At 69.8% G+C, this 10,930-nt stretch carries 12 protein-coding genes; 6 read left to right on the plus strand and 6 right to left on the minus strand.

What is annotated here, in order from left to right; translation table 11 throughout:
• Window positions 1-182 precede the first annotated feature (182 nt).
• The gene (locus tag VM306_RS29445) at window positions 183-590 is read left to right on the plus strand and encodes a protein-tyrosine phosphatase family protein (RefSeq protein WP_325520962.1); all 408 of its coding nucleotides are present in this window, start codon (window positions 183-185) and stop codon (window positions 588-590) included.
• On the opposite strand, the gene VM306_RS29450 is transcribed toward VM306_RS29445, so the two are convergent.
• Complete coding sequence (locus tag VM306_RS29450) at window positions 587-1,255, minus strand: MOSC domain-containing protein (protein WP_325520964.1); 669 nt, start codon at window positions 1,253-1,255, stop codon at window positions 587-589. The genes VM306_RS29445 and VM306_RS29450 overlap by 4 nt on opposite strands.
• Before the next feature lie 10 nt (window positions 1,256-1,265).
• Window positions 1,266-1,655, minus strand: a complete 390-nt coding sequence (locus tag VM306_RS29455) for a MerR family transcriptional regulator (protein WP_325520966.1) — start codon at window positions 1,653-1,655, stop codon at window positions 1,266-1,268.
• A gap of 69 nt (window positions 1,656-1,724) precedes the next feature.
• Here VM306_RS29455 and VM306_RS29460 point away from each other — a divergent pair, with 69 nt between their 5' ends.
• Window positions 1,725-2,759 (plus strand): aldo/keto reductase, encoded by a 1,035-nt coding sequence (locus VM306_RS29460; RefSeq protein ID WP_325520984.1) that lies wholly within the window; start codon window positions 1,725-1,727, stop codon window positions 2,757-2,759.
• Window position 2,760: 1 nt separating this feature from the next.
• On the opposite strand, the gene VM306_RS29465 is transcribed toward VM306_RS29460, so the two are convergent.
• Genes VM306_RS29465 through VM306_RS29475 form a run of 3 tightly spaced genes read right to left on the minus strand, consistent with a single transcriptional unit; the run spans window position 2,761 to window position 5,935 of the window.
• Entirely contained in the window at window positions 2,761-3,882 is a 1,122-nt protein-coding gene (locus tag VM306_RS29465; RefSeq protein ID WP_325520968.1) for a hypothetical protein, read from the minus strand.
• Window positions 3,879-5,405: an alkaline phosphatase D family protein gene (locus VM306_RS29470; RefSeq protein ID WP_325520970.1), complete on the minus strand. Its 1,527-nt coding sequence runs from the start codon at window positions 5,403-5,405 to the stop codon at window positions 3,879-3,881. Before VM306_RS29470 ends, VM306_RS29465 begins: the two co-directional genes overlap by 4 nt.
• 11 nt (window positions 5,406-5,416) lie before the next feature.
• Entirely contained in the window at window positions 5,417-5,935 is a 519-nt protein-coding gene (locus VM306_RS29475; RefSeq protein WP_325520972.1) for an NAD(P)-binding protein, read from the minus strand.
• Between the two features lie 65 nt (window positions 5,936-6,000).
• On the opposite strand from VM306_RS29475, the gene VM306_RS29480 reads away from it, so the two are divergent.
• Window positions 6,001-6,501 (plus strand): GbsR/MarR family transcriptional regulator, encoded by a 501-nt coding sequence (locus VM306_RS29480; protein ID WP_325520974.1) that lies wholly within the window; start codon window positions 6,001-6,003, stop codon window positions 6,499-6,501.
• On the opposite strand, the gene VM306_RS29485 is transcribed toward VM306_RS29480, so the two are convergent.
• Window positions 6,407-6,988 (minus strand): TetR/AcrR family transcriptional regulator, encoded by a 582-nt coding sequence (locus tag VM306_RS29485; RefSeq protein WP_325520976.1) that lies wholly within the window; start codon window positions 6,986-6,988, stop codon window positions 6,407-6,409. The two genes, VM306_RS29480 and VM306_RS29485, sit on opposite strands and share 95 nt — an antisense overlap.
• A 112-nt stretch (window positions 6,989-7,100) precedes the next feature.
• Here VM306_RS29485 and VM306_RS29490 point away from each other — a divergent pair, with 112 nt between their 5' ends.
• The 3 genes from VM306_RS29490 (at window position 7,101) to VM306_RS29500 (ending at window position 10,666) form a co-directional block, all read left to right on the plus strand.
• Complete coding sequence (locus VM306_RS29490) at window positions 7,101-8,045, plus strand: SDR family NAD(P)-dependent oxidoreductase (RefSeq protein WP_325520978.1); 945 nt, start codon at window positions 7,101-7,103, stop codon at window positions 8,043-8,045.
• On the plus strand, window positions 8,042-8,986 hold the full coding sequence (locus VM306_RS29495) for an SDR family NAD(P)-dependent oxidoreductase (protein ID WP_325520980.1): 945 nt from the start codon (window positions 8,042-8,044) through the stop codon (window positions 8,984-8,986). Before VM306_RS29490 ends, VM306_RS29495 begins: the two co-directional genes overlap by 4 nt.
• 627 nt (window positions 8,987-9,613) lie before the next feature.
• Window positions 9,614-10,666, plus strand: coding sequence for a chitinase (locus VM306_RS29500; RefSeq protein WP_325520982.1), 1,053 nt, complete (start codon window positions 9,614-9,616; stop codon window positions 10,664-10,666).
• Window positions 10,667-10,930 lie beyond the last annotated feature (264 nt).

The raw sequence follows: 10,930 nt of genomic DNA on the forward strand, positions 1-10,930 counted from the left end.
GCCAGCAGGTCCCTGAACAGCGACGGTCCGCACCAGATCTGAATCAGCGGCCAGGGCGTCCAGAACGACGGGGCGGCCATTCCTCCAGAGCCACCTCACGGCAAACAGCTCATCAGCCACACCCCATCGCTCTGGGCATCCAGGGCACCCACCCCGAACAACATCGACCTTAGGGAACGCTCATGAAGACGGTGGAGCTGCCGGACGGCGCGGTGGTGACGGGACGCGGGCTGCGGGACGGCAGGCTCGTGGAGCCGCACCCGGACTACGGGGTGTACCTGCAACCGAAGCCCGTCGACGTGCCGTGGGTCCACGACTGGATCGACTGGCCGGACTTCCGCCTCCCGCGCGACCACGACGCGGCCGTGCGCCTGATCCGCGCGCTGCACGCCCGCGCGCTGTCCGGCGAACGCGTCGAGGTGGCGTGCAGCGGTGGTATCGGGCGCACCGGGACCGTGATCTCGTGCCTGGCCGTGCTCGCCGGCGTCCCCGCCGCCGAGGCCGTGGCGTGGACGCGCGCGAACTACCACCGACGCGCCGTCGAGACGCCGTGGCAGAAGCGCTGGGTGCGGAACTTCCCGGCGGTCTAAAAGTCCAGTTCGATCATCGTGCGCCGGTGCACGAGGTCGACCACCTCGGGCGGCACGGAGTCCCCGGCTTCGAGGAGCCGGGGCAGCAGCGCGGGTTCCGTCAGCACGGCGCGGAAGAACATCTCCACCGTGACGTCGTGCTCCGGCCGGTGCACGACGGTGATCTCGTCGCCCGGCGCGATGGCCCCGGCCTCCAGCACCCGGAAGTAGGCGCCGGGCCGCGCGACCTGCGTGAACCGCTTGACCCAGCCCTTGAGGCCGAGGAAACCCGCGAACGTCCTGCACGGGATGCGCGGCGCGGTGACCTCCAGCAACGCCGTGCCGACCCGCCACCGTTCGCCGATGCGGGCGTGCGTCTGGTCGATGCCCTGTGTGGTCAGGTTCTCGCCGAACCGGCCGTTGCGCAGGTCGAGCCCGAGCTCCGACTGCCACCAGTCGAGGTCTTCGCGCGCGTAGGCGTAGACGGCCTGGTAGTCGCCGCCGTGGCTCATGACGTCGGCGATCGCGTCACCCGCGACACCACTTCCCGCCGAGCCCTTCGCGCCGGGTGCGCGGACTTCGAGCGGCCCGTCGACCGGACGTTTGTCGATGCCGGTGGCGCCCTCCCGGGCGTAGTCGACCGGAACCGTCTGCTGGGCGATGTTCAACGAGAGCACGACAGGCATGAGCCCGAGGTTATTGGCCGACGGCCCCGGCGGCGATCGAATTGACGTAGTCCTGGTAGATCCCGACCTTGTGCGTGATCAGGTCCATGCACTCCTGCAGCTGCTCCATCTGCCTTCCGACGCGGTCCTGGTGCTCCTTGAGGATCTCGAGGCGCTGCAGCTCGTTGCCGTCACCCTGCCGGACCAGCTCGGTGTAGCGGCGGATCTCCGGCACCGGCATCCCGGACATGCGCAGCATGATGCACATGCGCAACCAGTCGATGTCCTGCTGCGTGTACACCCGGCGCCCGCCCGGTCCTCTGTGGACCTGGTGGGCGAGGATGCCCTCCTTCTCGTAGAACCGCAGCGCGTGCACGCTCAGCCCGGTGCGTTCGGCAACCTGTCCGATGCTCAACTGCATGAGGCCGAGCATAGGTGCCGCCGCACTTGACCTAGAGCCCGCTCTAGTTCCTAGGTTCGCCGCATGGACATGCGCTATCGCGTACTCGGGGGAACCGGCATCGAGGTCAGCCACCACTGCCTCGGCGCCATGATGTTCGGCTCGGTGGCCAACGACGACCACGAAGACGGCGTGCGGATCATCCACCGCGCCCTCGACGCGGGCATCAACTTCGTCGACACCGCCGACATGTACTCGGCCGGCGACTCGGAAGTGATCGTCGGCAAGGCTGTGAAGGGCCGTCGCGACGACGTCGTGCTCGCCACGAAGGTGCACTTCCCGCTGGGGGAGGGGCGCAACCGCAGCGGCAACTCGCGCCGCTACGTCGTCCGCGCGGTGGAGGACAGCCTGCGCAGGCTCGACACCGACTGGATCGACGTCTACCAGGTGCACCGGCCGGACTACTCGACCGACGTCGAGGAGACGCTGTCGGTGCTCACGGACCTGGTGCGGGCGGGGAAGATCCGGGCGTTCGGCTGCTCGACGTTCCCGGCGGAGGAGATCGTCGAGGCTCACCACGTGTCGCTGAACCGCGGGCTCATGCGCTTCCGGACCGAGCAGCCGCCGTACTCGGTGCTGGCGCGCGGGATCGAGCGGTCGGTGCTGCCGACGTGTCAGCGGCTGGGGATGGGTGTGCTGGTGTGGAGTCCGCTGGCCAGCGGGTTCCTGTCGGGCAAGCACCGGCGGGGCGCGTCGGCCGAGGCGTTCCGGGCGTCGCTGAACCCCGAGCGGTTCGACGAGTCGTTGCCCGGCAACGCGGCCAAGTTCGAGGCCGTCGAGCAGTTCGCGAAGCTCGCCGACGAGATGGGGGTGTCGCTGCCCGCCCTGGCGATCGCGTTCGCGACGACGCATCCCGCCGTCACGTCGGCGATCACCGGTCCGCGCACGATGGAGCAGCTGGAGTCGTTGCTGGAGGGCGCTTCGCTGGTGCTGACCGACGACGTGCTGGACCGCATCGACGAGATCGTCCCGCCGGGCACCGACACCTACGACGTCAACGGTTTCTGGAAGCCCGCGTCGCTGCTGGACGTCCACCAGCGACGCAGGCCCCTCGACCGGCGCTAGGTCACCAGGCCTGGGTGCTCAGGCCGGTGCCGAGGTAGATCTGGTCGAACCCGTTGCCGTCGTTGTCGTCGGTGTAGACGACGGTGACGCGGCCCCACGGGTCGACACCCACGGCGGGTTCGTCCTGCCTGCCGGTGGCGTTCGAGACCGTGAGCTGCCGTTCGGGACGGCCCGTGACGGTGCCGTCGGGGTTGTAGACCTGCGTGTGGACGTCCTGCGCCTCCGCCGTGGTCACCGCGACACCGAGCTGGTCGTCGATGCCGACCTGCGGGTCGGTGCCGGTGGTCTGGGCGACGGCACCGCGCGGCACGCCGGCCGGGGTGAACGACTGCGTGCGGACGCCGGACTGCTCCCAGGCGACGGCGAAGTCGCCGTTGAAGTTCGCCGCCACGGTGGGGCGTCTGCCCTGCCCCGTCGTGGTCTGCGCCTGCTTCACGCCGCCGGCCGCGGTGACGATCTTGCGGGCGACGTTCGCGTCCGCCTCCCACACGACGACCGCGTTGCCCGCGGCGCTCATCGCGACCTGGGGCTTGGCGTGGGTGCCGCCGGCGTTGTTGACCTGGGCCTCGTAGGACTTCGACGAGATCGACGCGAACACGCTCACCCGCACGGTCGGCGCGGCCGTGCCCTGCTGGTCCTCCCACGTCACCGCGAAGCCGCCGGAGTCCGGATCCGCCGCCACGCTGGGGAAGTGCTGCTGGCCGTCGGCGCTGGCGTTGGCCGTGCCGGAACCGGAGACGGTGCCGGACGCGCTGACCGAGCGGACCGCGACGTTGTAGTAACCGTTGCCGTCGGGGTCCTCCGACCAGACGACGACGGCGCTGCCGTCCTCGTGCAGCGCGACGTCCGGCTGCCAGTGGCGCCAGGTGCCGGTGCCGCCGGTGGAGAGCTTCTTCTCGTAGACCGGCGTTCCCTCTTTGAAGAGGCGGATCCAGACGTCGGAGTGGACAGGGTCGGTGGGCTCGGTGGTGTCGCGGTCGTCCTCCCACACGACGGCCGTGTAGCCGTTGCGGGTGGCCGAGACGGACGCGTTGTCCTGGTCGCCGGTCGAGTCGCTGTTGACCGTGGACCACGTCATGGGAGCGGGTGCCAGCAGGAGGCTCGCGATCAGCAGTGTCTTCACGGCGCCTGCAATCCGGGGTTGGTGGCTTCGACGACGTAGCTGCCGACGGTCTTGACCGGGTAGTCGCGCACGGAGACCTTGTCGACGGCGCGGAAGTCGACGCGCATCTCGGTGGAGGTGGTCTGCGTCTTCACGTAGCCGCGCAGGTTCTTGAAGTACTTCACGTGCGGGTTCAGCGTCGGGTTGAGGCTGTTGTCGGCGGCGTTGCCGTCACCGCCGGACGTGACCGACGTGGTGACGAGCTCGGTGCCGATGATCCGGTTCTGCGTGCCGTAGTTCTGCATGAGGTTCGCGGCCCAGCTGCGGTGCACGTCGCCGGTGAGCACGACGGTGCCCTTGTTGCCGTTGGTGTCCCACGCGTTCTGGATGCGCGCCCGGTTGGCGGTGTAGCCGTCCCACGCGTCCATGCTCTTCGACCCGTCCGCGGCGGCGAGCCGTTGCGCGAAGAACACCTGCTGCCCCAGGAAGTCCCAGGTGCCGAGCTTCTGGCGCAGGCCGTCGATCAGCCACGACTCCTGCGACGTGCCGGTGAGCGTGCGTGCCGCGGCGTCGGCGTCCGAACAGACCTTGGTGCCGTCGCCGCACGCCTGGTCGTCGCGGTACTGGCGGGTGTCGAGCATGTGGAACGTGGCGAGGCTTCCCCAGCGGACCCTGCGGTGCAGCAGCATGTTCTCCGCAGTCGGCGCCTGCGCGCTCCTGAGCGGCATGTGCTCGTAGTAGGCCTTGTAGGCGGCCGCGCGGCGGGCCTTGAAGTCGCCGGTGGGGCTGCTGTCGTTGCGGACGAGATCGGCGTAGTTGTTCTCGACCTCGTGGTCGTCCCACACGACGAGCCACGGCGCGGTGGCGTGCGCGGCCTGCAGGTCCGGGTCGGTCTTGTACTGCGCGTGGCGCACCCGGTAGTCGGCGAGCGTGCTGATCTCGGAGGAGGGCGCGAACTTGCGGACCTTCGTGGTGGTCGCGGCGCCCTCGTAGATGTAGTCGCCGAGGTGCAGGATCAGGTCGGGGTGCTCCTCGGCCATCCTGCGGTAGGCGGTGAAGAAGCCCTCCTCGTAGTGCGCGCACGAGGCGAAGAGCATCGACAGCGCGGGGGAGGTGCCCACCGCGGGTGCCGTGAGCGCGCGGCCGACGGGGGAGATGTGGCCTCCGGTGCGGAAGCGGTACCAGTACTCGCGGCCCGGTTCGAGGCCGGTGAGGGTGACGTGCACGGAGTGGGCGCTGGCCTGCTGTGTCGTGAAGGTGCCGGTGCGGGTGAGGCTGGTGAAGCGCTCGTCGGTGGCGATCTGCCATTCGACGGCCGTGGCGGTGTTCGGCATGCCGCCGAGACCGTCGGCGTTGAGGGGGTTGGGGGCGAGGCGGGTCCAGATGACGAACCCGTCCGCCGCTGGTTCGCCGGACGCGACCCCCAGGGTGAACGGGTAGCCGATGGCGTTCGCCGGGGAGGTGGCCGCCAGTCCGATGCCGACCCCGGCGCTCGCTCCGGCGAGGCCGCCCACGATGAAGGTGCGTCTCCGTAACGTGGTCATGAGCAGGAGACTTACCGGACGCGGGTAAAGGTCCGCCTAACGGTGTGAGGCTTCAAAGTGGTTTCCCACCAAGCAAAAGCCGCGTGGTCGTCGGTGTGGATGTCGAACGCGTCGGCGAGGAGCTCGGCGGCGCACAGCGGGATGCCGGTGTCCTGCACGGCGCGGTAGAGCAGCGCGACGTGGTCGCGGGACCACGACTGCAGGCGCAGACCGGGTAATCGCTCGGCTGCGCAGCACGGCTGGGCGCACACGACGATGTCGAACCACTCGTCCTCGTGGTCGTTGAACGCGACCGTGACGCCGAACCGGTCGGGCCGCAGCGCGGTGACGGTGCTGTGCCGGGTCTCGTAGTGCAGCGAGCAGGGCAGGGCGGCGAGCCGTTTCGCGGCGTGGCGGTCCGGGCCGGTGATCGGGACGTCCTCGTGGTGCGGGCCGTGGTCGAGCACGACCACCTCCCACGCGCTGCGGGTCAGTCTGAGTGCGGTCGCGAGACCGGAGACCCCGGCGCCGACGACGAGTGCTGTGGCCATGGCCAGCCCCTTCCCCTAGGATTGAGGCTAGCGAACGTTCAGAAATTTCTGAAGACAGGGGAGATGTGACCCGCGAGACAGATCGCAAGCAGGCGGCCGAGAACATGGCGCTGACCCTGGTCGGAGTCGGGATGCAGCGGATGGGCGCGCGGGTGATGTCGGCGTTCCTGTTCACCGAGAAGGAGTCGCTGACCGCCGGCGACCTCGCGGAGGAGCTGGGGGTCAGCGCGGGGTCGGTGTCGGCCGCGATCAAGCTGGTCGCGCAGATGGGCGTGATCGAGCGGGTCTACGTCGAGGGCAGCCGGCGCGAGCACTTCCGGATGCTCGACAACGCGTGGACGACGCTGTACTCGCGCCAGCACTCCGTCGTCGACGCCGTGCTGCGCGCGGTCGACACGGGCGTCGAGGCGGTCGGGCCCGGTCGTGCGCATGACCGCCTCGAGTACATGCGGGACTTCTACACGTTCCTGATCAACGAGGCGCAGGAGATGGTGGAGCGGTTCGAGCGGCAGCGCGCGGAGTCCCGGGGTTCCGGCTCGCAGCGCCGTGGAGGACCCCGTCCATGATCAGGTCGAGCATTCGCCTCGCCTGAGCCGGGTCACCGTTCTGGGCGACGCCGACCAGCAACGCCATCAGGTCCAGCGGCTCCGTTCGCGCGTTCAGCGGGGCCAGCAGGCCGCTCACGGCCTCGACCAGCTTCGCGCGGCTGTGCTCGAACGGGTTCACGCCCGCCGCGATCACGGCCTGCAGCGCGTCCTTGAGGTCGTGCTTAGTCGCCGCATAGGCGATGAAGCGGTCCATCCACTCCCGCAGCGCCGCCTCCGGCCCCTGCGTCTCGAGCAGCTCGGGCGCCGCGTCGCAGAGCTTCTCCAGCTCCGTGCGGTAGACCGCCTCGATCAGCGCTTCGCGGGTGGGGAAGTGCCGGTACAGCGTGCCGATCCCGACGCCGGCCTTCTTGGCGATGGCACCGAGGGTGACGTCCTTCTCGTGGGTGAACGCGTCGAGCGCCACCTCGATCAGCAGCCCTCGGTTGCGGACCGCGTCAGCACGCACTTCATCACTCCTATGGGGCATGTCACTTGCTAACCGGAGGCTCCTCCGCTTAGTGTGGAACTCGAACCGGAGGCACCTCCGTTTCATTGTAGGACAAGGTTGGGGAAATCAGATGACTGAGCGCATCACCACCCCGTTCGGCTTCGAGACCACCGCTCTCGAGGTCGTCGAGGGCGTCGACCTCTCGGGTCGTCGCGCCGTGGTCACCGGTGGGGCGTCCGGTATCGGCGTCGAGACCGTGCGGGCCCTCGCCGCCGCGGGCGCCGAGGTCACCATCGCGGCGCGGAACCTGGAGGCGGGCCGTGAGGTCGCCTCCGCGCTGTCCGCTTCCACGGGCAACGAGAAGATCCTCGTGGCGCCGCTGGAGCTGGCGTCGCAGGAGTCGGTGAAGGCCTTCGCGCGGGCCTGGGACGGTCCGCTGCACCTGCTGGTCAACAACGCGGGTGTGATGGCCCCGCCGCTGACCCGCACGCCGGAGGGCTGGGAGCTGCAGTTCGCCACGAACCACTTCGGGCACTTCGCGCTGACGCTGGGCCTGTTCGACGCGCTGCGCGCCGAGGGCGCCCGCGTCGTGAACGTCAGCTCGGCCGGCCACCTGTCGAGCCCCGTGGTGTTCGACGACATCCACTACGAGCGCCGCGAGTACGACCGCTGGCAGTCGTACGGCCAGTCGAAGACGGCGAACATCCTGTTCGGCGTGGAGGCCGGTGCCCGCTGGGCCTCCGAGGGCATCACGATGAACGCGCTGATGCCGGGCGGCATCCTCACGGCGCTGCAGCGCCACATCACGCCGGAGGAGCTGGAAGAGCGGCGCCGGCTGCGCGGCGGTGACAGGCCGATGCGGTTCAAGACGCCGGAGCAGGGCGCGGCCACCACGCTGGTTCTCGCGGTGTCGCCGCTGGTCGAAGGCCGTTCAGGCCTCTACTTCGAAGACTGCGACGAGGCACTCCCGCACGAAGAGGGCATGACCAGTGGCCTGGCCGCCTACGCGGCCGACCCCGAGGCCGCCGCCCAGCTGTGGAAGGTCTCCGAGGAAACGCTGAAGGTGCAGGCATGATCAACACTGGTTACGGGTTCGAGACGACCGCGCTGGAAGTGGCCCGGGTGGCCGACCTGGCAGGCCGCCGCGCCGTCGTGACGGGCGGCGCGTCGGGCATCGGCGTGGAAACCGTCCGGGCGCTGGCCGTGGCCGGCGCCGAGGTCACCATCGCCGCCCGCGACATCGACGCGGGCCAGCGAGTCGCCACGTCGCTCGCGAGGTCCACCGGCAACAAGCACATCTCGGCGGCGCGCCTGGACCTGTCCGACCAGGAGTCGGTGAAGGCCTTCGCCCGCAACTGGGACGGCCCGCTGCACCTGCTGGTCAACAACGCGGGCGTCATGGCCACCCCGCTGACCCGCACGCCGCGGGGCTGGGAGCTCCAGTTCGCGACCAACCACCTGGGCCACTTCGCCCTGACCCTGGGGCTGTTCAACTCGCTGCGGGCAGAAGGCGCCCGCGTGGTGAACGTGAGCTCGTCGGCCCACCTCATGAGCGAGGTCGTGTTCGACGACATCCACTACGACCACCGCGAGTACGACCGCTGGCAGGCCTACGGCCAGTCCAAAACGGCGAACATCCTGTTCGGCGTGGAAGCCGGCGCCCGCTGGGCCTCCGAGGGCATCACGATGAACGCCCTGATGCCCGGCAGCATCGCGACCAACCTCCAGCGCCACCTAACCCAGGAGGAGCTGCAGGACCGCATCCGCCAAAGCGGAGCCGCGGCCACCCGCCGCGTGAAGACGCCGGAGCAGGGCGCCGCCACCACCCTCGTGGTCGCCACGACGCCCCTGCTGAACGGCATCTCCGGCAGGTACTTCGAGGACTGCGCCGAGGCGGCCCCGGTGGAGGGCGGCTCCCACATGCGAGGCGTAGCCCCCTACGCCCAGGACCCGGAGGCGGCAGCCCAGCTGTGGAAGGTCTCGGAGGAGACGCTCTGGTCCCTGAAGGCGGCCTGACGGCCTGAGAGACGCGGGCGGCCCAACGGCGAGGGGGCGCGGCCGCGGGGAGTATCCGGCGTCGGACAGCCAGGCGGGCTACAGGCGAGTGCGGCAACGCGGGCGGGCAACCGGAAGACCAAGCCGTTGCCGGGTAGGACTACCTGTCCTGCAACGCGGGCGGGGGAGTGGGGGACGGAGCCGTTGCCGGACGGGACCACCAGTCCGGCAACGGCTCGGCGCACGACCGGGCGCCCGGAGCGGCTTGCGCCGTTTTGGGGCTTGCCGGGGCCACCTGAAGCGATTCCCGGCGTGAGCCTCGCGTCTGCGGCGTCTTCCACGCGCCACGCATCCGTCAGCGGCGCTCACCGTCAGCCGTGAGCCGCTCGTCTCTGCCAGCCGGCATCTGCCCGCCTCGGCCCGCCCGGCACCTGCTCGCCACGCCCGCCGCCACCCGCCGTGCCCGTCACCCACCTCTATGCGCGCGTGTCCACCACGCCTGCTGCCTCACCGCACCCGCGCCGCGTCCCCACGCCGCAGGCCACCGCTACCCGCGCTCCACCACACCCACCGCTCGACCGGTAGAGGTCTGGACCATTCCGTGCTTCAATGACAGCGGGTCGCCGCCTGAACGCGAAAGGTGAGCGAATGCCTGCCCGCATGCTCCCCAGGGCGCTGACGGCCCTGCTCCTGCTCCTGAGCACAGTCCTCCTCCCGTCCACGGTCCAAGCAGCCCAAGCAGCCGACACGTGCGCGCTCAAAGCCCGCCCGCAGGGCAAGGTCCTGCACGGGTACTGGGAGAACTGGGACGGAGCGTCGAACGGGGTCCACCCGCCGTTCGGCTGGACCCCCATCACCGACACGCGCATCAAGCAGCACGGCTACAACGTGATCAACGCGGCGTTTCCCGTCATCCGGTCCGACGGCACGGTGCTGTGGGAGGACGGCATGGACGCCGGCGTCAAAGTCGCCACACCCGCCGAGATGTGTGCGTCGAAGGCGGCAGGCGCGACGATCCTGTTGTCGATCGGGGGTGCCGCGGCGGGCATCGACCTGAGCTCGGCCGCGGTGGACGACCGGTTCGTCGCGACGGTGGTGCCGATCCTGAAGAAGTACAACTTCGACGGGATCGACATCGACATCGAGACCGGGTTGGTCGGCAGCGGGAACATCAGCCAGCTGTCGGCGTCGCAGGCCAACCTGATCCGCATCATCGACGGTGTGCTGGCCGCGATGCCGAGCGGCTTCGGGCTCACCATGGCGCCCGAGACGGCGTACGTGACGGGCGGCAGTGTCGTCTACGGCTCCATCTGGGGCGCGTACCTGCCGATCATCAAGAAGTACGCGGACAACGGGCGTCTGTGGTGGCTGAACATGCAGTACTACAACGGGTCCATGTACGGGTGCTCCGGCGACAGCTACCAGGCGGGCACCGTGCAGGGGTTCGTGGCGCAGACCCAGTGCCTGAACAAGGGGCTGGTCGTGCAGGGCACCACGATCAAGGTGCCCTACGACAAGCAGGTGCCCGGCCTGCCCGCCCAGCCGGGTGCCGGTGGCGGGTACATGAGCCCCTCGCTGGTCGGGCAGGCGTGGAACAGCTTCGGCGGTCAGCTCAAGGGGCTCATGACCTGGTCGATCAACTGGGACGGCTCGAAGGGCTGGACCTTCGGCGACAAGGTGAAGTCGCTGCAGGGGCGTTAGGGATCAGCTCCCACAGAGCTGGCGTGTCGGCTGGGACCGTCTGGTGGAGTTCTCAGCCGACCTGTTGACGGGTCACGACCTCCACACCGGGACAACCCCGGCTGACGACGGGATTCCGCCGGCCGTGGAGGTACTGGCGGAAGAAACGCGGGGATGGTAGGTGCTGGCGCCAGCGGGAGCACCGCCCTGATCCGCACCCCGGACGGCAGGATCCCTGCGTGGTCGTCGGACGCCTGCCACACCGCGCCACGACCGCCGCGCGAG

The organism is Lentzea sp., assembly GCF_035525475.1.
Classification (GTDB): domain Bacteria; phylum Actinomycetota; class Actinomycetes; order Mycobacteriales; family Pseudonocardiaceae; genus Lentzea.

Coding starts and splice junctions, on each gene's coding strand:
- VM306_RS29445 (WP_325520962.1), top strand. CDS start 183: ATGAAGACGGTGGAGCTGCCGGACGGCGCGGTGGTGACGGGACGCGGG.
- VM306_RS29450 (WP_325520964.1), bottom strand. CDS start 1,255: ATGCCTGTCGTGCTCTCGTTGAACATCGCCCAGCAGACGGTTCCGGTC.
- VM306_RS29455 (WP_325520966.1), bottom strand. CDS start 1,655: ATGCAGTTGAGCATCGGACAGGTTGCCGAACGCACCGGGCTGAGCGTG.
- VM306_RS29460 (WP_325520984.1), top strand. CDS start 1,725: ATGCGCTATCGCGTACTCGGGGGAACCGGCATCGAGGTCAGCCACCAC.
- VM306_RS29470 (WP_325520970.1), bottom strand. CDS start 5,405: ATGACCACGTTACGGAGACGCACCTTCATCGTGGGCGGCCTCGCCGGA.
- VM306_RS29475 (WP_325520972.1), bottom strand. CDS start 5,935: ATGGCCACAGCACTCGTCGTCGGCGCCGGGGTCTCCGGTCTCGCGACC.
- VM306_RS29490 (WP_325520978.1), top strand. CDS start 7,101: ATGACTGAGCGCATCACCACCCCGTTCGGCTTCGAGACCACCGCTCTC.
- VM306_RS29495 (WP_325520980.1), top strand. CDS start 8,042: ATGATCAACACTGGTTACGGGTTCGAGACGACCGCGCTGGAAGTGGCC.
- VM306_RS29500 (WP_325520982.1), top strand. CDS start 9,614: ATGCCTGCCCGCATGCTCCCCAGGGCGCTGACGGCCCTGCTCCTGCTC.